Source organism: Pantoea sp. X-Soil-ISGK-355, from assembly GCF_059730805.1.
In genome coordinates this window covers 286139-307426 of sequence record NZ_AP035972.1, presented here as the reverse complement: position 1 = coordinate 307426, position 21288 = coordinate 286139, and the positions used below count along the sequence as shown (strand labels likewise).

Sequence of the window (21288 nt, the reverse complement as noted above, 5' to 3'; positions counted from 1 at the left end):
ACATATTATTTCATCCGCTTTTCTGGCAATCCTATTTCAACTGTCTCAAGAGATTTGAGCATATAGGGAGTGAAATCAATCTCTTTGCCGTCGACGACATTAATCATTGAGCCAAAACCACAAAAAGCAGAATAGCTATGGTTTTGTATCAGGCAGAATGATAGCCTTTTCTTCACTCCTTTCTGCTTTTCCTCCAAGGGAATATTGCTGTCGATAACCGCATAGCCACGGGCATTGACTGACTGAATATTAAACAGCTTCAGAGGCTGTAACTCGCTCAGGCTTTTGATGCCATAAACATCCAGAGAACGCTGGGTTTCTTTTCTGTTTCGGTTATATTTTTTCTTTTTCCACCGATCCATTTTTTTATCAAGGTAGACCTTTTCAGCAAGCGATCTGTTTGGGCCATATCCGTCATTGATGACATCAACAGGAAACTGGCAAAGCCAGGATGCTGATGGCGGGTATTTATTATGCTCTATTGGGTGGAATAGTTTTAATGAAACAATTTCGCAGCTAGCTGTATTCGCCAGGTAGTTACCTCTGTGTAATGATAGCTGGTCGAAAGACAACTCACTGAATCTGTCTGGAATAGTTATTTCAGGCGTTATTTTCCCGGATGTAAAACACGGGATTGCCATCAGCAATAATAATTTCTTCATCAGCCTCTCCTTAGCTGGTCTGATTCGGGTTTTTCGTTGACAGGGTTGTTATGGCTGTCCGGGAATTTCTGCTCGGTGAAGACAGCTATTGCACTACCGTAAACACAGCAGCGGGTCTCAAAACCATTCAGCCCCTGATAATCAGTGTTGCTGACCTGGTTTGGCAGGTTAACGGCGGCGCTGGCCCGCCAGAAGGCCGGGCTGCGGTAGTAAATCTTTATCCCGCTCCGCCGGGGAGTGACGCTGCACCGCTCCAGCACATGTTCGGCATCCGCGTAGGGGGCCATATCCCTTGCCACCCAGTAAAACCCGGCGCTGCTGGCCGCCTCATGGAGGTCGCTGCTGACGTTATTCCTCCAGCGGATAATATTTTCCGGGACGTGGTTTTCGGTATCAGACAGATGATTGTCGGAGTAGCGAATAGGCCGGTATGAATACAGGCGTCGGTATTCATTTATCAGGATGTTTTTAATATTTTCAGGGCAGGTCCGTCCCCGGAAGCTGAAATAATCAAAGTAGTTCACCGGGCTGGTAAGCTGTAACAGGCCGCGCCCGTACCACGGGTAGTACCAGATGTTGTAGCGCCGGATGACCTGACGCGTGCGCGGGTCTGTTTCCGTATAGCGGTACCCTTCCTCCATCGATCCCAGCCAGCCCGTTTCCTGAATGCCGTTCCCCAGGAAGCAGGCGATGCGCAGCGGGGTGGTTATCAGGTATTTCTGCATCGTCCTGTTTATGTGCGTACGGATAGTGTCCGGGATGCTGCCAGCAGCATCCCGGTAATTTATGGCCTCCCAGCGGTAATCATTCCGCCCGGCCGCTCTTAATGCGTTCCGTGGAACAAGCTGCTTCAGCTCTGATTTGCTCAGCCAGCAGCATTTGCGAAAGTGGGTAATGAAGGCCACTGGATGGAAATGCCACAGCCTGCCGGTGCCGTGTTCACCGGTCTCGAAGCACAGCGCTGAGGCATGACTTTTCAGCCGTTCATAGTCTTCTTCAGACATGGCAGGAACATCGTCAGAGCCGGTTCTGAGCCAGGCATAGCGCTGGTCAAAGGTGGCAGCATTCCACTCCAACGGAAAATGGCAGACCAGACGGCTGCTCAGGTCGCCGAAATGCCCGCTGTCCTGCAATCCGGCGATAAGGGGAGAATTACACTGACTGTTGTTGTCCGTGTCATCGTCCACCATCCGCCACCCTGTCCAGTGCGGGAAGTCGGCATCGCTGAATTTTTTGATGTCAGGGGAAGCCAGATTGACCATGCCCGTTCCACCGGGGAACCTGACGGTACGCCATAACGGGGCATCAGCAGGCGTCAGGGTTTCATGTTCAGTGCTGATGACCCGCCCGAAACGGAGCAATTCGAGCCCGGCAGACGGATTCTGCGGGTACAGACGGCACGCTGTCCGGTACAGATTGTATTCATATTTAAGATATGTTTCGGCAATGGAATTGTCTGCCGGACTGGCATCTGCATTCACCAGCGGCTCCCCCACTGTGTCGAAACGTGCCGCCGTGGTGGTGTTCTGCCTGCGGGTTACCATCGTGCAGTCGCCTTTTTCGAAGGTCATGCTGACGAATAACGGTTCCGTGGTGGTATGAACTGAATTCAGGCGGTCCGTGTCCGGTGAGGCAGCGTCAGTCACCGATTCATAAAAGTGTGTACCGGGCGGCAGATAAAAATGGATATCGCCGTAAAGGGTGTCGGTTCTGCCGTCACGGGTGATATCGAGTTCAGGAGTGATGCGTCCGGTCAGCTTCAGCATGTTCTCGTTGTCACAGAACACCTCAAAGTGAAAGGCATTGGTTTCGCTGACCATACCACTTTGCCCGATACGGTCCTTGCGCCAGACTTTTGCTCCGGCTCTGATTGCCGGGTCCAGCCGGTCCATGAGATGCATGTACAGGGAGTAGTACACGACACGACAGTTTTCACCGATATCGGTCTGATGCTTTAGCAGGACATAACCGTCATCGGTTCTGCCATCATAATGCAGCGGAAAAGTATCACGTTTGTGTGTGGAAGACGGAGAACGAAAAGAAACAACTTCCCCATCCGCAATCGCGCGGACAAACTCAACGCGGTCATAGCCTTCCTCAGTGCGGTCGGTGTGGAGGACGTGCACGCCCCCGTGCCATGATGCGTGCCGGTTGAGCGGGAAATCCCGGTTGATATCCACGGGCATCATTCGGCTGACCCATGATACGTCACTTTCTCCGGCATTCCGCGGGCGAACAAATGGTGGGCTGATTATCATGCAGTTGACTTCCTGTCAGGTCTGAAATCCAAGAGGTCGCAGATTAACGCATTTTTAATTATACAAACGTTGATGACAGACAGGGAAAGCGGCAAATCATCATGATTCGCTCAGGATTTTATTGACCGTGGAGTAGAAAATGTCGAGCTGACGTGAGTCTTATCTGTAACAATTTGGTTTATCCTCGTCCTGCTTTCCCAAAATAATGCCCCAGACCGTGACGCGCATCACTTATCGCTATATAATCCAATGCATAACGATTTTCGAGGATAGTTAATGAAGCGCTTCTGGCAGGTATGCACACTCGGTTTACTGATATTTCTTCCGCTCTCTTCCCACGCCTCACGCCAGATCACCGACCAGATTGGCCGCCAGGTTACGATTCCTGACCACGTTGACCGCGTTGTTGTGCTTCAGCATCAGACGCTGAACCTGCTGGTGCAGATGAACGCCACCGATAAAATCGTCGGGGTGATGGCGAACTGGAAGCAGCAACTCGGCGACGGCTATGCCCGACTGGCCCCTGAGCTGAACCCTATGGCTACGCTTGGCGATCTGACGCACGTTGATCCGGAGAAGCTGGTGGCGCTGCATCCGCAGGTGGTGTTTGTCACCAACTATGCCCCGCATGAGATGATCGACAGTATTACCGCGCTGGGGATCCCTGTCGTGGCTATCTCGCTGCGTCATGGCCTGCCGGGTGAACAGGACAAAATGAATCCGACCCTCACTGATGAGGAAATGGCCTATGACAAAGGTCTGCGCGACGGCATTACGCTGATTGGCGAGATCTTCAATAAACCCGCTGAAGCGAAAGCGCTGATTGAGGCTACCGATCAGGGGCGCAAAATCGTCAGCGACCGGCTGAAAGATATTCCGGCGGAAAAACGTATTCGCGCCTATATGGCAAATCCGGAACTGACTACTTATGGTTCCGGGAAATATACCGGTCTGATGATGCAGCATGCGGGAGCGGTTAACGTTGCTGCGGCGACCGTGAAAGGATTTAAAACTGTGTCGATGGAGCAGGTGATCGCCTGGGATCCGCAGGTGATTTTTGTCCAGGATCGCTATCCTTCTGTCATCAATGAGATCAACAGTTCGCCGCAATGGCAGGCCATTGATGCAGTAAAAAATCATCGCGTTTATCTGATGCCTGACTACGCAAAAGCCTGGGGCTATCCGATGCCGGAAGCGATGGGGATTGGCGAGCTGTGGATGGCAAAAAAACTCTATCCGCAGAAGTTTCAGGATGTCGACATGAGCACGCTGGCTAACCGCTGGTATCAGCATTTTTATCGCACCACTTATCAGGGGCCAGAGTGATGCAGATACTGGCGGCGGGCAGCCTGAAAGGCGTCTGGCCAGCACTAATGGCGTACTTTCCGGCGCCGGTTGAAACCCATTTTGGGCCCGCCGGCCTGCTCCGCGAAAGGATTGAGGCCGGTGAGTCGTGCGACCTCTTTGCTTCAGCCAGTGAGGATCATCCGCAGACGCTGCTGGCTGCCGGACGCGCGCTGGCAGTCATGCCGTTTACCAGCAACCGGCTCTGCATTACGGTGCGCAGCGATTGTCTTCTGCCTGGAGACGACTGGTTTACATTGCTCACCCGTGACTCGCTGCGAATCGCCACGTCCACACCTGGTACCGACCCGTCGGGTGACTATACGCAGGTTCTTTTTTCCCGGATGGGTAATGCCGGTGAAGCGGTGCGCCAGCGCGCCCTCCCACTTGCTGGCGGGCGTGACTCACCAGTAATTCCCACAGGCAGGCTGGCAGCAGAGTGGATTATTCAGGCGGATATGGCGGATCTGTTTATCGGCTATGCCAGCTATCGGACAGCCCTGAGTCGGGCTGCGGGGTTGACGGTTGTGGATATTCCGGCGGCTGTTAATCCTGTTGCACGCTATGCCTGTGCGGTCATCACGCCAGAGGCGCAAAGGCTGGCGACGTTCTTAGGTTCAGAGCAGGCAAAAGGGGTATTACGGGATGCGGGATTTGGTTGTGAATAAAAAGCGTTCTTGCTATGATTTTGCGCCCCGTCAGCCTGACGCTTCGGGGGCGAAAAATCGAATCACAGCTTAGCGAAATCCACCTTAAGCTTATGACTGATGTGTTCCGCCTGTTCGGTGGCTTTGTCGCCCTCACCTGTCAGAGTAAAAGCGATGGCGAAGGCGAAATCAAACGCCGCGCCCAGATCCTGTCCGCTCAGCAGATTGCCATCTTTCACAACCGATGCATTAACATAAACGCCATCGGTCACACCCTCTGAAGAGGTGCCGGAACTGACATAACGCCGTCCCTTTAAAAGCGCGTGAGGTGCCAGCACTCTGGCCGCTGCGGAACAGATTGGGCAGACCAGACGACCCGCTTCATCATGCCGGCGAATAAAATCGATCACCGCAGCATTCGCTGACAGATTTTTGCTGCCGTCCGGGCCGCCTGGCACAATCACCGCATCAAACAGCCGCTCGCAATTCTCCTCCAGCAGCTCATCAGCCACGACCTTCACCTGATGGTAGCTGGTCACTTCCCGGTAAGGCTGACAGGCCACAGTGGTCACGCGAACGCCAAGCCGTGAAAGAATATCGAGCGTGATAATGGCTTCAGCTTCTTCAAAACCGGGCGCGAGCAGCAGAGCAACGTTCTTATCCATGAAAAATCCTTTTACATTGTGGGTGTGGATGGAGCAAAGAATGTTCATCCTGGTCTGTGCAGGCACACCGTTTACTGATCCGAATCAAATCCGGGCGGGGTTTAGTTCAGGGCTAAAAAGCGGCAGCGGAAACACGGCCGTCATGAGTTATGTCAAAAGCCGCCACCTAAAACTCTTCAGGTTCTCCCGGCAGCGGCTCGGTCAGTTCCTGTCCTTTCACACCGGCATACGTGATCACCAGTTCAGCGGGTTCATCCAGAGTGTAACCACGATGCGCGCTGTTAACCGTTTCATTCAGAGCTTCACCTGCTGTGAACGTACGCTGTTCGCCGCTCGCTTTATCCTCAACAATCAGGGTGCCGGAAAGAATAAACGCCGCATTCGGCATCGGGTGGGTGTGCCAGGGCAATGACGTATGGGCAGGCAGTGACAGTCGCATCACTGTCAGTTCAGGTTCGCCGGTGGGATAAGCATTAATCACCTCACCGTTCCAGGCCTGGCCGCTGCGCATCACTTCGACTGCGTTAATCTTGTTATCCTGCTTTGACATGGTTAATCCCTGTTGTTAATTAATAGAATGCCAGTAGTGACTGAGCAGTAAGCGTAGAAGAAAATGGCGCTGGGGGTTTCATACGTGATGAACCAGTAAACGATCAGTCAGCCAGTGCAAAAAAATAGCGGGAATGATTGGGCCAGCAGAGTGGGTGGTTAATTAATGTTCGAAATTTGCTTTGCGGTTATAAGATATATTCCGCCGTCAGTACGCAACCTGTGCGTTCTGTATTATCTTTGAAGCCATCTACTATCTGAGGGATTTCTGATAATGAAAGGTTTGTTTACGGCATTACTCGCCAGTTCTGTTTTATTATTATCCGCCTGCTCTAAAGACGACGATAACAAAGTTAAAGTCGCGATTAATACCGGGCCGGATGAAGCAATCTGGCAGGTCGTACAGCAGGTTGCCAAAGATAAATACAAGCTTGATGTCGAAGTCCTTAACTTCAATGATTATGTGCTGCCAAACGAAGCACTGAATAACAAAGAGGTTGATGCCAACGCCTTCCAGAGCCTCCCTTATCTTGAAGACCAGTCGAAAGAGCGCGGCTATAAATTTGCGGTGGTAGGTAAGACTTTCGTGTTCCCGATTGCGGCCTATTCACACAAAATCAAAAACATCAGTGAACTGCCGAATGGCGCTACTGTGACGATCTCTAACGAGGCGACGACACTGGGACGCAGCCTGCTGTTACTTCAGGCGCAGGGTCTGATTAAACTGAAAGACGGTGTGGGTTATTTACCGACCTCGCTGGATATCATCGAAAATCCAAAAAATCTGAAGCTGGTTGAAGTGGACACGCCACAGCTGACCCGCACGTTAGATGATCCGAACGTCTCTTTATCCATCATCAATACCAACTTCTCGGCTCAGGCTGGATTATCAGCGCACCGCGATGGTTTATTTATGGAAAGTGCTTCGTCGCCTTACGTCAATGCACTGGTATCACGTGAAGATAATAAAGACAGCGACAAAATTCAGAAGCTGAAGTCTGCGCTGCAGTCACCGGAAGTCGCGGCGAAAGCGGAAGAAGTCTATAAAGGTGATGCTATTAAAGGCTGGTAAATCGCCCTTAATCGACCCTGAACGATCAAAAAAGGCCGCACTCTGATGCGGCCTTTTTTATATCTGCCCTTTAATCTGCACGTCTGTCGGCACGGTTGCGTACAGGCGACCGTCAGGAAAGCCAGAGGTGAAGTTACGCAGCTGCACCTTTAGGCTGAACAGAGAGATGCCCTGCCCACAGACTCGCCACCCATTTCACCCCTTTTGAGGTGAAGCGCGCCTGAGAAAAAGCGTGCTGGTTTTCACCGGTGCCGGTATGCAGCGTAAAGTAGCCCGCCTGCATATGGTAGTGTTGCGGCGTCAGGGTTCCTTTGGCGCGGTACATGATGTTGCGCTCCAGCAGGAACTGGCGGAATTCTGGTTCTTTCACTTTCAGCATCTTGCAGAGCTGACGAAAGCCCAGCGAGTCGTCAACTTCCACGAAGCTATCAAAGAACGCCGCCTTGGGAGCCGAAAGGGCCAGCTGCTGCTCTGCCGCCTGACGCTGTTCAAACTGCTCAGCCCATGCGCGAGCCGCTTCAGCCGGGTTAGTGAAGTCAGGCAGATGCGTGGTTTTTTCACGATCCTGCCAGCGGTCCAGCACTTCAGCCGTAAAGCCCGGGGAAAGACGTGCTACAGCCAGCAGAGAGTCACGCTTGCTGAGACGATACTCCTGGCGCACTTCTCCATCCCGCTCATAGTCATTTACTTTGAGTGGCTGAGAAAGACGCTGAGCCGTTTCCAGACTTTTGATTAACCGCTTCACTTCTCCGTGTGTAATGCCGGTCATCTGAGCCAGTTCACGGCTGCTCATTGTGACCGATTGTTCCAGAGATTTGAGGCTTTCAGTCGAAATCATCATGGGTTCACCCCTCGCTAACGCTACCAATACCCGGCGGGCAGTCCATTTATTATACAAACACCTGTTCAAATATCCAGTATTTTATTTAAGCAATAACGTAAATGGAACCGGTTACGCAAACATGGGAGCAGAAAGCGTTTTCCGGTCTGGGAGACGTGTTCAGGGCGAGCTATCGATGGCAGGCGTACTTTTTTTCATGCGGCCAGTAAGGCTAATGATGTCATCTGTTATTTACATATAATCACAATGATGGACACAGACTCTTTACATTGCAGTATAGTGAAGGCTCTCAGCAGGTTACTGACCTGCGATGCTCACTATTTTGATTCGGTGTGCTGAGGCTCAGTCTGGCCCGTTACCACTGAATGTTATCTATTACTGGAGTAAGTCATGCAGCCGTTGAAAGTCGCCTTTATCAAAGCTAACTGGCACAGCGAAATTGTTTCTCAGGTTCTGACCGGGTTTGAACAGGAACTGGAAAGTCGCGGAGCCTCATACGAGATTAAAACATGGGATGTTCCTGGCGCTTTTGAAATGCCGCTGCTGGCGCAACGTCTGGCACAGACCGGCAATTACGATGCGATTGTCTGTGCGGCACTGGTGGTGGATGGCGGCATCTATCGCCATGATTTCGTCGCTCAGGCGGTCGTGAGTGGTCTGATGCAGGCGCAGCTGACGACTAACGTGCCCGTCTTCTCCGTGTCACTCACACCACATAATTTCCAGCCATCGGCCGAGTTCATCGATTTCTATACCCAGCACTTTGTTAAAAAAGGTCAGGAAGCGGCACGCGCTGTCTGTCAGATCCACGCGCTCGACCTCTGATTAACCTGTCATGGATGCGGATAACGCATCTGCCCGCGCCGTTGAGGAGAGAAAGTTGAAAAATTCACGCCCGCCCTTACCGCCATTTACACGGCCTGAACAGGCAATGGAAAAAGTACGGCTCGCTGAAGATGGCTGGAACAGTCGCGATGCTGAACGTGTGGCGCTGGCCTATTCCGCAGATAGCCGGTGGCGTAATCGCGATACCTTTCTGACCGGCCGGGCAGAGATTGTCGCGTTCCTGCAGCAAAAATGGCAGCGGGAGCACCAGTATCGGCTGATTAAAGAGCTGTGGAGTTTTGACCAGAACCGGATTGCGGTGCGCTTTGCCTATGAATGGCACGACGAGCAGCTACAGTGGTATCGCTCTTATGGTAACGAGAACTGGGCGTTTGATGAGCAGGGTTTGATGACGCAGCGTTTTGCCAGCATTAACGATCTGAAAATCAGCGAAGAACAGCGGCTGTTTCACTGGCCACAGGGGCGTCGCCCGGATGACCATCCTTCGCTAAGCGAGCTCGGTTTATAACAGCCGTTTCCAGCGGAGAGCGCTGCTCTCCGCCGTTAATAACTCAGCCCTGCTCGCCCTTGTTCTCGACAAAGGTCGCTTTATTGCGGGTGACCGTATAGGCCACTTTTTTGACATCTTCAGGTGACGTGGTCACTTCAACTGGCGCAATAGTGACACGGCCCATACCAAACAGCGTCGGCACATACCCACCGACCTGATGCTTACCCGCCGGCACATGCAGCAGTTTGCTTTCACCATTCGGCAATCTGCCAGCGTCTTTGCCATCTACCGTCAGGAATACACTGGAGCCATCATCCGCACGGGTCTTGATATGCGAGACATCGATCTGTGTCGGACCAGCAGCAAATTCATCTGGTGCTTCGCTGGCGGCATGTTTCGCACAGCCGGTCAGTACAGCAGCAACCGTCATAACGGCGAGAGTAAAACGATAACGCATTGGACACTCTTTCTCCTGATCATCAGAACCAACTATTTTAGCGGTTTGCAGGCCGGATGTAAGGGGGTGTGAAGTCAGCATGCTCTTAAAATGGATAAAACAGCGCTGCTTTTGCGGACTATCTGCGTAAAGAATATTTACTGAATAAATACACAGTCTTTTTATGATGAGTCATCACGCATTTAACCTGCTGATCACCCTGAATTTAACCTGTTCAAAAACCCGAATAAGCGCAGCGTGATTGGTGCTATTTAGCGCTTTTAACAGGCGTTAACGCTGTTAATTAACGATTATAAGGTTCATAGTGGTTGTTCATCCCCGGTTAATTCCGGCGGCCTTTCCCTCAACAGAGGGCACGATATGCAATTTCATACTACTGATACTGTTTGTGCGATAACCGGCACGCATCCTGCGAATCTGAAGCGCTGGATGAAGCAGGGATTACTGACATCACAGCAGAATGCTGACGAGTGGAGCAATGCTCATCTCAGCGAAATCCACACTCTGGTTGGCCTGACGGCAACCGGTGCAACACTTAATGAGATCAGGCAGGGTCAGCAGGACGCCTCATCGGTTAAGACCTACGGCTGGGCGGCGCGCAAGGGCGACATGCTCTGGCAGCTTGAATTTGGCACACCGTTGTCGCTTTCACGTCAGATGCACGACATGTCCAGTAACTATAGCGGTGATGATTTAATCATTAATTTGCTGCGACCGCTGAGCGTCTGGCTCTATGCCGACCACCGTCAGGGCGCGGCACGACGCCTTGACCGTTTTGAGAAAACCGTTAAGCAGCAGGCGGATAAAGTGATGCGTGTCTCATCGCGCAGTGAATCGTCCGTTCCTCTGTTTCTGGAAGCGGTAAGCGTACTGGATAAAACGGAAATCTGGCTGGAGGCAATTCGTCTGACGGCGTTGGGCTTTAATGTCGCGGTTGACTCGCGTGCCACTGGACAGCCTGCCATTAAAACCGCCATTCATCAGCATCATGTGATGTGGTGTGGTGCGGGGATCAGTCAGGTGATGCAGGACTATTATGACCAGCAGAGTCAGGATGGTTTTCCGATCATGCTCAGTGGACCTGATCGTAATCTGCATTTTTCACAAACCTCCTCTTCCAGCGCTGCCTGATAGCAGGCAGCTTCACTATTCCCCTGCTTTTCCGCGCCAGTAAATAATTTTTTTCGTTAAGAATCTCTTAAGGTGACTACGTATACTGGAGTCTCAACCCTGACTCATTGACGAGACTACGATGAAAAAGACTTTACTGACCCTGACTCTGTGCCTGTCACCACTCGCTTTCACCGCTGCGCATGCGGCTTCTAATCTGACCGGTTGTGCTGCCAAAAAGCAGGAGATTGAGACACAGCTCTCCTTTGCCCGCCAGCACAATAATACCCATCAGGTTGCCGGCCTTGAAAAAGCGCTGCGTGAAGTGGATCAGAACTGCACTGAAGAGAGCCTGTTAAAGCAGCGCCAGGAAAAAGTAGCAGAGAAAAAGTTTAAGGTGCAGGAGCGTGAAGAGGAGCTGGCAGAAGCGAAAGCGGAAGGACGTAGTGCCAGCAAGATTCAGAAGCGCGAAGATAAGCTGGCAGAAGCGCGTGAAGAGCTGAAAGAAGCCGAACAGGCTTTGCGGCAGTAATGCTTCGGGGCCAGCCTTGCGGCGCTGGCCCGCCAATTTTATTTTCCTCGCCTTATCATTCCTGTCTGTTCTAACCAGATGATTAAGCTGCTTATTTTCCGCTCAACCCATTACTTAAGATAATCCTTCGATTACTTATTCTCATGCACTTAATTGGTGCAGCAAAGTCAATGAAGTTAAGATCAATTATTTAACTTTTTGAACGTCCTCAAAGAATTGAAAGATAGCGAGCCCCCCCTTATATGCAGGCTGTACGCACCTGTAGCGCATTATTATTCGTCTTTAAAGGGCATCTCTCAAAATCTATTCACTACACACGCCCCAAAAAGGGGCGTGACTGCACTTTTCCAGGGCGGATACCCCATCTTATTTGTTTCAGAAGTGTTAGATTATGTCCGCGCCATACAATGCGCTCACCATCCACGGCTCCACACAATAAATAACTTCATTAAGAAAGGTTTTTTATGGATAAGTTATCTTATGCGTCTGAAAGCAGCACATCTGCCTGGTCCACCTACTTACAGCAAATCGACCGGGTTGCGCCCTATCTTGGCGATCTTTCACGTTGGATAGATACTTTGCGGCATCCAAAACGCGCACTGATTGTCGACATTCCTCTTCAGATGGATGATGGCTCGATTCGCCATTTTGAAGGCTATCGCGTTCAGCACAACCTTTCACGCGGCCCGGGTAAAGGCGGTATTCGCTATCATCCTGATGTCGATCTTAATGAAGTCATGGCGCTATCTGCATGGATGACGATCAAATGTGCGGCAGTCAACCTGCCCTATGGCGGTGCCAAGGGCGGCATTCGTGTTGATCCTTTCAAACTCTCCGATGGTGAACTTGAGCGGCTGACCCGTCGTTATACCAGCGAGATCGGCATCATTATTGGACCGCAGAAAGATATTCCGGCACCGGACGTCGGCACTAACAGCAAAGTGATGGCGTGGATGATGGATACCTACTCCATGAACCACGGCACCACGATTACCGGCGTGGTGACCGGCAAACCGATTCACCTGGGCGGCTCACTGGGCCGCGAAAAAGCGACCGGCCGTGGGGTGTTTATTACTGGCCGTGAAGTGGCTCGTCGCTCAGGTATTGACATCGAAGGCGCCCGTGTGGCGGTTCAGGGCTTCGGTAACGTCGGCAGCGAAGCGGCACGTCTGTTTGATGAAGCAGGCGCGCGCGTGGTGGTGATTCAGGATCACACTGCAACGATTTATAATTCAGATGGCATTGATATGGCCGCGCTGAGCGAATGGCAAATCACCCACAAGCAGATTGCCGGTTTCCCTGGTGCGCAGAGCATTGATAAAGAGGCGTTCTGGACCACTGAGATGGATATCCTGATCCCAGCCGCGCTGGAAGGTCAGATTACCCGCGAGCGCGCGGAGATCCTGAGCTGCAAAATCGTGCTGGAAGGCGCAAACGGCCCGACCTATCCGGATGCTGATGACATGCTGGCAACCCGCGGCATTATCGTTGTGCCGGATGTGGTCTGTAATGCCGGCGGCGTGACCGTCAGCTACTTCGAATGGGTTCAGGACATGGCCAGCTTCTTCTGGAGTGAAGATGAGATCAATCGTCGCTCTGATAAGATTATGACCGAAGCGATGGTTCATATCTGGGAGAAGTCAAAGGAGAAGGATTGCTCGCTGCGCACTGCGGCGTATATCGTGGCGTGTGAACGGATCCTGATGGCGCGTAAAGATCGCGGTATCTACCCGGGTTAATGCTTATGGCGCTGTTGTCTGCAATAGCGCCTTTTTTCTACTTCATCAGCACCTGAAACTGCGGATTAAATTCATCAAAGATTGGCAACGCGGCGGCCCCCAGCGCAGCGGTATCGCTGCCGGTCATGCCCCTCTTCAGCCGCATATCTAACAGGTAACGTCCACGCACCGACTGATAAAGCGGCGGCAGGCGCGCGACCATCTGATCCAGCAACGGCGCAGGCATCATCCCGCCAATAATTACCGCCTCTGCATCAAACACTGACTCCAGAATATTGATTGCCTGGCGCAAGGGCGTTATCACGCTCTCAATCCAGGCGGTGAAACGCGCCGGTTCAATCTGCAGCAGATCTTCAGGCAGCGCCCGCATCGGATCGAGACCACAGAATTCATAGGCGGCCTGTAATGAGACATAACGTTCCAGGCAACCCTGATTACCGCAGTAGCAGTCACGCCCGCCCGGCTCCACCACAATGTGACCAATCTCTCCAGCATTATGAGCATGACCGGTATAGATGTGGCCATCGGTGAAGATGCCGGCACCCAGACCGGTGCCGATGTAGAGATAGATAAATGAGTTGAGGTTGAGATGGCGCGCCGTACCGTGAACACGTTCGCCGGTCTGGATAGCGTCTCTGGCGGGGCAATTCTGCTGGATAAAAAGCAGTTCAACGACCTGAATCCCGCTGACCGGGATATTGTCAGGATGTTTCAGAGCTATGCGCTTTATCCGCATCTGACCGTCGCCGAAATTATTGATTAACACTCTCCCCAACTTCAACAGCAACCAGTCGTCGCTAAAGACGTTTTCAGGGGGGGAACGGGATTGCCCGAATTAATTTTTCCTGAACGGTGGCCGATCTAAATAGTGGACGGCAGAGCCACTGGATGTTATCGCTATTTCTTCGCCAATAACGTCAGCTAAACTTCTTCATCATTTTTTTAAAGAAATGCTCCTCATCTTTAACCTGACAATCAGATATTATTTCTTCAGTAACATTTTTCTCACTAATGTTTTCAACAAGGATCTTAAACCTACGCTTTACTTCTTTACCTGCAGGAGTGCAATCTCCTGAGCTTGCCAGATAAACGGCCGCACTGTATGCCGCATAGCAGTCATCAATGTTGGCCGGATGATCTTTACAACCACTATATACACTATAAGCCAGATCAGCATGACCTTTATAATAATTAATTTCAGGCGTATTTCTTAACTGTGAAAATACACCAGGAAGTAATAGTGCGAAGACCAGACTAAGTGTTACCATTCCCATCAGGACTATATATCTGAACTTCATCGCCTTGCCTTTTTAGTCATTAATGTTAAAAAACCCTTTCTACTGCACGCGCCAGTAAGACTGGTGGTTTGCCAGTGATATTGAAAATAACTCAGTCAATTCGTCATTTCAATACTACACTGTCCCTGGTATTCAACATAGTTGCGTTTCATTTATTAGATAAGGTTGTCTTCTTTCCTGTTATACCTCTTCAGAACAGGCAATTTCCCTTACTTTCCTGGCACAAAAGAATAGTTCTGTGTCCACAAAACAGACAAATTTAGCCAATACGTTGAAGAACCGTGTATTCATTTTCTATGCCCGGCATTCGTTTTATATATAACAGCCGCAGCCAGTAAATATGCCAGAGCAAACTCATGTCTGACCTCAATTCCCGCAGCGTCAACACGAGCGGATATGAGTTCGGCAGACATTTGTCACGACGATTAAAAGGGACATAGAGCATCAATGTAGCAAGACCTTATCGCTTTGACAGCTTAAGTTCCGCTGAAACGTATAGCTCTGCACGCTTTATCGCAACTTGCTGTATTACCCATAAAGTGCAGACAAACTTAAATAATGAAAATACAGAAGTATTAAGCTTCCCGAGAATTGGCTTTTTATGTTTGGGGATTTATCCCCCGATGAATTAATAAACAGGATTAGTTTCAGATATGCAGTATGAATTGGATTTGCTGGCATAAAAGGTGACGCTGGGACCATGTGCTGCTAAATAAGTTTCAGTGTGGCAATGGCCACAAGGACGAAGACGGGCGTACTCTGCTTCACCGGTGGTAGTTAATCACCCTATCAGTGTTAGCGAAAAGGGATGGCGCTCTTATCTCTTTGCGAAGGACGTATGCTATTTGAACCGCCGCCGCTTTATCCAGCAGCGACGGTTTTTCAGGAGTATCAGCCCGCTTTACGCCAGATGAAACTGCTCCACCGTCTGTGACAGTTGCTGCGCCTGATCTTCCAGTGAACTGGCAGCCGCCGACATCTGCTGCACCAGCGCGGCATTCTGCTGGGTAACACCATCCATTTCATTAACCGCTATCGTTACCTGACTGATGCCACGTGCCTGTTCGCTTGACGCTGTAACGATCTCACCGATAATTCCCTGCACTGAATTTACCGCCTGCATCATCTCCTGCATGGTCTTACCGGCATCGTTCACCAGCCGGACGCCACTCTCCACCCGTACGCTCGACTCTTCAATCAGTGCGCCGATCTCTTTCACCGCATTAGCACTGCGCTGGGCCAGATTACGCACTTCTGAGGCGACCACCGCAAAACCGCGCCCCTGCTCTCCGGCGCGTGCTGCTTCTACCGCCGCGTTGAGCGCCAGAATATTGGTCTGGAAGGCAATGCTATTGATCATCGTGGTAATGTCGCCAATCTTTTTCGAGCTGTCATCGATCTGCGCCATGGTCTGCACCACTTCGCCTACCAGCGAGGCACCGCGACTGGCAATGTGCGTCGCGTTTTCAGTCAGGCTGGTCGCCTGCTGCGCATTGTCGGCATTCAGGCGGATCGTGGCGCTGATCTGCTCCATGCTGGCTGCGGTCTGCTCCAGCGCGGCGGCCTGTTCTTCGGTGCGTGACGCCAGATTCAGGTTGCCGCTGGCAATTTCGCCCGCGCCCTGTCGTACTGATTCACTGGAATCTTTAATCTGCCCGACAATCTGCCGGAGCTGGCTTTGCATAGTATGAAGCGCAAAGAAGAGGCTGCTGCGATCGCCGTTTTTCACTGCAATTGCGTTATCCAGCTTGCCATCCGCGACGGCCAGCGCAATATTTGCCGCTTCAATCGGCTCGCCGCCAATCGGCCGCAGCACCTTACGACTGAACAGCATGCCGAGTACGGTGCCGACCAGCAGAATACTGACCACCATCAGCAGCAGTGCCCACATCAGTTGCCGGTTGGCAGCAGCCATCACCTGACTGACCGGTGCGACAACGCCGAGATACCAGGGTTTGTCACTGTTACCAATCACCACCGGCTGCCAGGTGACTAATGCGTCTTCGCCCAGCACGTCATCAAAATGCTGTACGACTTTCGTCGTAAAACCATCTTTTTCGCCTTTCCAGGGCTTACCGGCTTCCTCTTTCACGGGTGAGGACACCACATTCCCGCCATTCGAGAGCAATAGCGCATAGCCGCTGCCCTGCCAGGGTTTGATCTGATTCACTTTCTGCTGCAGTGAGGCCAGTGAAATGTCAGAGGTGACGATCGCTTTTAAGGTCCCCTGATCGATAATCGCGGCAGCTACGGAAGTCAGCAAGGTCGGCACGCCGTTGTAGGCATAGCTATAAGGTTCGGTAAGCGTATCTTTTTGTGATTTTTGCGGGATCAGATAGTAATCGCCCTGACCCGGTGTCAGATAGGAGAGAAGCGGATGCATCGCGTATTTACCTGATGCGTCACGAACCACAAAAAAGGCATAGCGTCCCTGTGGCGCCTGGCCCGGCTGTGACGCGAACTCCGCATCGCGGCCATCAAACGCATTCTGTTCGAATATCACCGACATCGACAGATAATCAGGGTTGGCGCGCAGCGCATACTCCATGACTTTATCGGCCACTTTACGGTCGGTAATAGCGGCCTGAGGCAACGCGATCAGACTTTGCCCGAGATGACTGGCAACATCACGGGCATGCCCCAGCTCCTGCTGCACCTGAAGCGCACGGCTCTGTGCAATCTGCTGCAGATAGTTTTCTGCGAGCACCTTCTGCTCTTTACCCGACTGCCAGCTGAGGACGCCGATGGTCACGGTAAATCCCAGCATAATTGTCAAACCACCCATGATCAGCATCTGCGCACGGGTACTCATTCTTTTCTTATGTGTTAACTGACTGGCCATAGTGATCCCCTGAAATTTACCTGGCTCAATACCTCCTTGTAGTTATAGTGCTCCTGAGATCATCTATCGGCGGCGTTTTTTTGAACTTTAATGGCCATTTCACCGCCGTGATGGGGGTCTCACAGAGCGTGATTACGGGAAGTTGATCGCAAAGGGATTATGGCGCTGCTAATGAACGGCCTTTTTTTGATCTGCAACAATACTGGTGCCCACCATTACTGTCAGTTTATGTCAACAGTTGCTGTAGCCCCCTTATCGCAGTGGAGATAGAACAATGATCGGTAAATCAGGATTAGCTATCGGGATGGTTGTCTGGCTGGCGTATGTCGCCTGGATCGTTCACTACTATTCAGACACCTTTATGCAGTTCTCCCGCTAAGCAAACAGGACCTTCGGGTCCTTTTTTTTGCCCTCAATTCAGCCGGGTTGACCTGTGAGCCAAATACTCGCTATTATCGGCTCATTCTGTGAGCCGAATAGCCTCCTTTATTCGGCTCATCCACCCTTAGCGTGAGCCGAATATGAGCGTTACCTGGATCTGGCAACAGCCGGACTGGCCCGATTTTCAATGGCAGGATGCCGTGCTGTTACCGCGCCTGCGCCATCTGCAGCAGCAGCGCGGATTGCTGCTGGGCCGTGCCAGCCTGCAGTCAGACAGTGATTCGCAGACGCTGGATACTCTGTTAAGTAATATCCTTTCCTCTTCCGCGATTGAAGAGGAGCGGGTAAACGTACAGTCAGTACGCTCATCGCTGGCACGCCGGTTAGGCGTCACAGAAGAACAGCCTTATCCGGTCTCTGATCGCTCAGAAGGGCTGGCCGCCATGATGCTGGATGCCATCAACAACCGCAGTCAGCCACTGACGCTCGACCGATTATTTCAGTGGCATCACTGGCTCTTCCCGGCCGATGAATGGACGGTGCAGCGTCTGAGCGTCGGCACGCTGCGCGGCAGTGAGCCAATGCAGGTTATATCAGGTCGCATTGATCGCCCCACGGTGCATTTTGAAGCGCCGCCGCGACACGGACTGGAGCCGCAGCTCGCGCAGTTTATTGAGTGGTTCAACAGCAGTCAGCAGGATGTGATGCTGGACCCGATGCTGCGCGCTGCCATCTGTCATCTCTGGTTTGTTACGCTGCATCCATTTGACGATGGGAATGGCCGTATCACCCGTGCGCTAACCGATCTGGCACTGGCGCAGGCCGACAGTCAGAGCATTCGCCTTTATGCCATGTCACCCGCTATCCTGGCGCAGCGTGCCGGTTATTACCGCATCCTGGAGCAGACGCAGAAAGGCGGCCTTGATATCACAGACTGGCTGGTGTGGTTTCTTGATATCCTGGATGAGAGCCTGAAGCAGGCGATGCACGTCATCGATCGTACCCAGATGAAAGCGCGTTTCTGGCTACGTCACCAGGGGATGGGATTAAGCGCGGAACAGGTGAAAGTGCTGAACCGGCTGCTGGATGGTGGCGAGCAGGGTTTCGAACGGGGGATCAGCGCCAGTCAGTATCAGAAGGTGGCTAAAGTGAGTAAAGCGACCGCGACCCGTCATCTGGCGGACCTGGTAGAGAAAGGTTGTCTTTACCGGCTTGAGGGTGGCGGCAGAAGCACCCGCTATCAGGTAGTAACAGATGCTAAAAAGCTATAGCGTTAATCACGTGATGTTCTGTAACGTTAACTACCAGGTTAGTTTAACCCTGAACATAACGCTCAAGCGACTCAGTACTTAATTGAGAGGCAGAAGCCCTGTCAGCGATAATTAACAAAGAAGGATGTAATTTCAGAACGGATGCAGGAATCTGCTCCGTCACCGCTCCCTCAATAACCTGTGCCAAAGCCCAGGCTTTATTTTCGCCGCTGACAATGAGTAACAGATTTTTTGCTGCCATAACGCTCATCGGCCCCATAGTTACATAATGATCAGGCACAGAGCTTAAATCACCCTTCATTTCAGTCCGGGCAATGAATTCAGCGAGATCACCCTCTATGGGATGCTTAACCACCGGGTGATGAAATCGGGTCAGGCCAGGGATGTTGCCGCAAAAATGTCCATCTGACCCCAGTCCCATTAGCACTAAATCTAATCCACCCTCCTGCTTTAACAGACGCTCAAAATCCAGAAAATTGTCATCGGTGAGTTTATGAATGTTCGTTTCTTTAATTTGTGCTGGTGACAGAAAAAGCTGACGCAGACTGGATATCGTAACGCCCTCACGATGTTGACCTTTGAACGCAATTTCATCAAAGTTATAGTAATGAACATGTGAATAGCCGGAGCGTCCGCCGATGGCTGAAACAAGATATTCGTACAATTTAGCAGGCGTACGACCTGCCGTTATTGCCAGATTCACACGTCGGTTTTGTGTCATATAACCCAGCATATGATGACTTGCGATCTGGCTCATTTCATTATAATTGTCCGTCACGATCAGTTTCATTTCATCATCCCGTAATCGTTTTACTGACAAAAATCAATGTGGCATCGCGACCTGTCGTGAGCCACAATGATGGGTATTAACAGGCAGTCATCTCACCCTTTAAGTGAGGCTCCGTTTGTCGCTATAACCTCCTGATACCAGTAGAAGCTTTTCTTGCGGCTACGCGCCAGCGAGCCTTCGCCATTATCATCGCGGTCAACATAGATGAAGCCGTAACGTTTAGAGAGTTCGGCTTTGGATGCGCTGACCAAATCGATTGGACCCCAGCTGGTATACCCCATGACCTCAACGCCATCTTCAATGGCCTCCCGCACCTGAACCAGATGATCGTGGAGGTAGCTGATGCGGTAGTCATCCTGCACGACGCCGGTGGCATCCGGTATGTCTTTGGCCCCCAGTCCGTTCTCAACGATGAACAGCGGCTTTTGATAACGATCCCACAACAGATTCAGCAAGGTACGCAACCCGACCGGATCAATCTGCCAGCCCCATTCAGAGCTCTGCAGGTGGGGATTAGGCACCATGCTCAGAATGTTACCGCGCATCTGCTGATTCAGCGCCTCATCGGCGGTGACGCAGCCGGACATGTAATAGCTGAAAGAGATAAAATCGACGGTCGATTTGAGTATCTGGCGATCGGCATCGGTAATATCCAGTTGGATATCGTTTTCGCGGAAGAAGCGCAACATATAGCCCGGATAAGCTCCCCGGCACTGTACATCGCCAAAAAATTGCCATTTGCGGTTCTCCTGCAGCGCTTCAAGCACATCATCAGGCTTACAGCTCAGCGGATAGACCAGCCCACCCAGCAGCATATTACCGATACTGGCTTCAGGGTTACTTTCGTGACAGGCTTTAACCGCCAGAGCACTGGCCACCAGTTGATGATGAATCGCCTGATAAATTTCGCCCAGGCTGCTGGTTTCTGGCAGGCCTACGCCAGTCATCGGCGCATGTAAAGACATATTGATTTCATTGAAAGTCAGCCACAACCTGACTTTTTTCTGATAGCGGGTAAACACCGTACGCGCGTAATGCTCAAAAAAGCCAATCACCCGGCGGTTTCCCCAGCCGCCATACTGCTGAACCAGATTCCAGGGCATTTCGTAATGTGACAGTGTCACAAGTGGCGTAATGTTATGTGCTGCCAGCTCATCGAATAATCGGTCATAAAAGGCCAGGCCTGCTTCATTAGGTTGTTGCTCGTCACCGTTCGGGAAAATACGCGTCCAGGCAATTGAAACCCGCAGACAGCTAAATCCCATCTCTGCAAACAGTTTTATATCGTCCGGATAGCGGTGGTAAAAATCAATCGCCACATCTTTAAGGCTTTTACTCCCCGCAACGCGATCGACTACCGGGCCAAAAATCCCTTGTGGCTGGACGTCAGAGGTGGAAAGGCCTTTCCCCTCTTCACGCCAGGCGCCTTCAACCTGATTAGCGGCGACCGCACCACCCCATAAAAATGTATTCGGGAAAGTTTTCATCCTGTGC

At 51.6% G+C, this 21288-nt stretch carries 19 protein-coding genes and 2 pseudogenes; 10 read left to right on the top strand and 11 right to left on the bottom strand.

Features of this window, described 5'->3' with window-relative positions:
- Positions 1–5: 5 nt before the first annotated feature.
- Both AC6I8J_RS20170 and AC6I8J_RS20165 read right to left on the bottom strand, forming a co-directional pair.
- A complete protein-coding gene (locus AC6I8J_RS20170; protein ID WP_497825770.1) occupies positions 6–662 on the bottom strand; it encodes a hypothetical protein in 657 nt (218 codons plus the stop codon).
- Entirely contained in the window at positions 662–2920 is a 2259-nt protein-coding gene (locus AC6I8J_RS20165) for a M23 family metallopeptidase (protein ID WP_497825769.1), read from the bottom strand. Before AC6I8J_RS20165 ends, AC6I8J_RS20170 begins: the two co-directional genes overlap by 1 nt.
- Positions 2921–3196: 276 nt before the next feature.
- On the opposite strand from AC6I8J_RS20165, the gene AC6I8J_RS20160 reads away from it, so the two are divergent.
- Both AC6I8J_RS20160 and AC6I8J_RS20155 read left to right on the top strand, forming a co-directional pair.
- Positions 3197–4246 (top strand): ABC transporter substrate-binding protein, encoded by a 1050-nt coding sequence (locus AC6I8J_RS20160; RefSeq protein WP_497825768.1) that lies wholly within the window; start codon positions 3197–3199, stop codon positions 4244–4246.
- Positions 4246–4932 carry a molybdate ABC transporter substrate-binding protein gene (locus AC6I8J_RS20155; protein ID WP_497825848.1) on the top strand — a complete coding sequence of 229 codons (687 nt, stop codon included), beginning with the start codon at positions 4246–4248 and terminating at the stop codon, positions 4930–4932. Before AC6I8J_RS20160 ends, AC6I8J_RS20155 begins: the two co-directional genes overlap by 1 nt.
- Before the next feature lie 62 nt (positions 4933–4994).
- Here AC6I8J_RS20155 and AC6I8J_RS20150 read toward each other — a convergent pair whose 3' ends face one another.
- Positions 4995–5576, bottom strand: a complete 582-nt coding sequence (locus AC6I8J_RS20150; RefSeq protein WP_161734659.1) for a DJ-1/PfpI family protein — start codon at positions 5574–5576, stop codon at positions 4995–4997.
- Between the two features lie 166 nt (positions 5577–5742).
- Positions 5743–6126 carry a cupin domain-containing protein gene (locus AC6I8J_RS20145; protein ID WP_497825767.1) on the bottom strand — a complete coding sequence of 128 codons (384 nt, stop codon included), beginning with the start codon at positions 6124–6126 and terminating at the stop codon, positions 5743–5745.
- Between the two features lie 273 nt (positions 6127–6399).
- On the opposite strand from AC6I8J_RS20145, the gene AC6I8J_RS20140 reads away from it, so the two are divergent.
- A complete protein-coding gene (locus AC6I8J_RS20140; protein ID WP_161734665.1) occupies positions 6400–7197 on the top strand; it encodes a MetQ/NlpA family ABC transporter substrate-binding protein in 798 nt (265 codons plus the stop codon).
- Positions 7198–7330: 133 nt separating this feature from the next.
- Here the strand turns inward: AC6I8J_RS20140 and AC6I8J_RS20135 are convergent, their stop codons facing one another.
- Positions 7331–8038 carry a phage antirepressor KilAC domain-containing protein gene (locus AC6I8J_RS20135; protein WP_497825766.1) on the bottom strand — a complete coding sequence of 236 codons (708 nt, stop codon included), beginning with the start codon at positions 8036–8038 and terminating at the stop codon, positions 7331–7333.
- 390 nt (positions 8039–8428) lie between these two features.
- Here AC6I8J_RS20135 and AC6I8J_RS20130 point away from each other — a divergent pair, with 390 nt between their 5' ends.
- Together AC6I8J_RS20130 and AC6I8J_RS20125 are read left to right on the top strand one after the other, a co-directional pair.
- Positions 8429–8863, top strand: a complete 435-nt coding sequence (locus tag AC6I8J_RS20130) for a 6,7-dimethyl-8-ribityllumazine synthase (protein ID WP_033735722.1) — start codon at positions 8429–8431, stop codon at positions 8861–8863.
- A 55-nt stretch (positions 8864–8918) separates the two neighbouring features.
- Entirely contained in the window at positions 8919–9392 is a 474-nt protein-coding gene (locus AC6I8J_RS20125; RefSeq protein ID WP_161734671.1) for a nuclear transport factor 2 family protein, read from the top strand.
- Between the two features lie 43 nt (positions 9393–9435).
- Here the strand turns inward: AC6I8J_RS20125 and AC6I8J_RS20120 are convergent, their stop codons facing one another.
- Positions 9436–9831 (bottom strand): hypothetical protein, encoded by a 396-nt coding sequence (locus AC6I8J_RS20120; RefSeq protein ID WP_222925750.1) that lies wholly within the window; start codon positions 9829–9831, stop codon positions 9436–9438.
- Positions 9832–10191: 360 nt separating this feature from the next.
- Between AC6I8J_RS20120 and AC6I8J_RS20115 the strand changes: the two genes are divergently transcribed.
- The 3 genes from AC6I8J_RS20115 (at position 10192) to AC6I8J_RS20105 (ending at position 13212) form a co-directional block, all read left to right on the top strand.
- Positions 10192–10962 (top strand): MerR family transcriptional regulator, encoded by a 771-nt coding sequence (locus AC6I8J_RS20115; protein ID WP_161734678.1) that lies wholly within the window; start codon positions 10192–10194, stop codon positions 10960–10962.
- 121 nt (positions 10963–11083) lie between these two features.
- Positions 11084–11473 carry a DUF1090 domain-containing protein gene (locus AC6I8J_RS20110; protein ID WP_161734681.1) on the top strand — a complete coding sequence of 130 codons (390 nt, stop codon included), beginning with the start codon at positions 11084–11086 and terminating at the stop codon, positions 11471–11473.
- A 464-nt stretch (positions 11474–11937) separates the two neighbouring features.
- Positions 11938–13212, top strand: a complete 1275-nt coding sequence (locus tag AC6I8J_RS20105) for a Glu/Leu/Phe/Val family dehydrogenase (RefSeq protein WP_161734684.1) — start codon at positions 11938–11940, stop codon at positions 13210–13212.
- Between the two features lie 37 nt (positions 13213–13249).
- On the opposite strand, the pseudogene AC6I8J_RS20100 reads toward AC6I8J_RS20105, so the two are convergent.
- Positions 13250–13831 (bottom strand): annotated as a pseudogene (locus AC6I8J_RS20100) (ROK family protein); the annotation flags it as partial.
- Between AC6I8J_RS20100 and AC6I8J_RS20095 the strand changes: the two are divergent.
- Positions 13829–13963: pseudogene (locus AC6I8J_RS20095) on the top strand (ABC transporter); the annotation flags it as partial. The pseudogenes AC6I8J_RS20100 and AC6I8J_RS20095 sit on opposite strands and share 3 nt — an antisense overlap.
- 166 nt (positions 13964–14129) lie before the next feature.
- On the opposite strand, the gene AC6I8J_RS20090 reads toward AC6I8J_RS20095, so the two are convergent.
- Together AC6I8J_RS20090 and AC6I8J_RS20085 are read right to left on the bottom strand one after the other, a co-directional pair.
- A complete protein-coding gene (locus tag AC6I8J_RS20090) occupies positions 14130–14510 on the bottom strand; it encodes a hypothetical protein (protein WP_222925746.1) in 381 nt (126 codons plus the stop codon).
- Positions 14511–15411: 901 nt separating this feature from the next.
- On the bottom strand, positions 15412–17352 hold the full coding sequence (locus AC6I8J_RS20085) for a methyl-accepting chemotaxis protein (RefSeq protein ID WP_497825765.1): 1941 nt from the start codon (positions 17350–17352) through the stop codon (positions 15412–15414).
- Between the two features lie 521 nt (positions 17353–17873).
- Between AC6I8J_RS20085 and AC6I8J_RS20080 the strand changes: the two genes are divergently transcribed.
- Positions 17874–19004: a Fic family protein gene (locus AC6I8J_RS20080; protein WP_285088655.1), complete on the top strand. Its 1131-nt coding sequence runs from the start codon at positions 17874–17876 to the stop codon at positions 19002–19004.
- 43 nt (positions 19005–19047) lie between these two features.
- Here AC6I8J_RS20080 and AC6I8J_RS20075 read toward each other — a convergent pair whose 3' ends face one another.
- Positions 19048–19794 (bottom strand): glucosamine-6-phosphate deaminase, encoded by a 747-nt coding sequence (locus AC6I8J_RS20075; protein ID WP_161736811.1) that lies wholly within the window; start codon positions 19792–19794, stop codon positions 19048–19050.
- A 92-nt stretch (positions 19795–19886) separates the two neighbouring features.
- Positions 19887–21281, bottom strand: a complete 1395-nt coding sequence (locus AC6I8J_RS20070; protein WP_497825764.1) for a glycoside hydrolase family 1 protein — start codon at positions 21279–21281, stop codon at positions 19887–19889.
- Positions 21282–21288: the final 7 nt, after the last annotated feature.